Origin of the sequence: Facklamia sp. HMSC062C11 (genome assembly GCF_001810675.1) — a bacterium.
Lineage (GTDB): Bacteria > Bacillota > Bacilli > Lactobacillales > Aerococcaceae > Facklamia > Facklamia hominis.
This window is the reverse complement of sequence record NZ_KV802383.1, coordinates 1-587: the sequence shown is the minus strand read 5'-3', so window position 1 is coordinate 587 and position 587 is coordinate 1. Positions and strand designations below refer to the sequence as shown.

Genomic DNA, 587 nt, shown 5'->3' with positions numbered 1-587 from the left:
CGCATGAAACATTGTCATTCCAAGCATCAACACTATCAAACGCAACGAGCCATCTTAGGTGAACGTCATTCGTATTCAAAAACGGACCCCGATGCGACCTTTATGCGAATGAAAGAAGATCCCATGAAGAATGGTCAGTTGAAACCGGGCTATAATTTACAGATTGCCACCTCTCATCAGTTTGTTTTAGCTTATGAACTTTTTTCAAACCCGACAGATACGCGGACATTAAGACCTTTCTTTGAGAGTCATCAAGCACTGTTTCGCTCCTTTTCAGTGGTGAGTATGGATGCAGGATATGGCTCTGAAAGTAACTATACTTATCTTGAAGAAAGCTTTCCTGAAATCACCGCATTAATTCCTTATGGAACGTATCTTAAAGAACAGAGTCGAAAATGGCGAAGTGACGACTCAAAAGTCATGAATTGGGACTATGATGAAAAAGAAGACTGTTACGTCGATCCTCAAGGGGTACGATTTAATTTCGTCGCTTATCGCACCCGAACGGATAAGTATGGTTTTGAAAGAAATTTTAAAGAGTATCAAGCAGAACGGATCGATGAGAATCAACAAGAAATTGAAGCAGC

The 587-nt window shown here is 40.5% G+C and carries 1 protein-coding gene; it reads left to right on the top strand.

Going from position 1 to position 587, the window contains the following annotated elements; genetic code table 11:
* A partial coding sequence (locus HMPREF2758_RS02305) for a transposase (RefSeq protein ID WP_148128873.1) occupies positions 1–587 on the top strand: 587 nt, incomplete at both ends.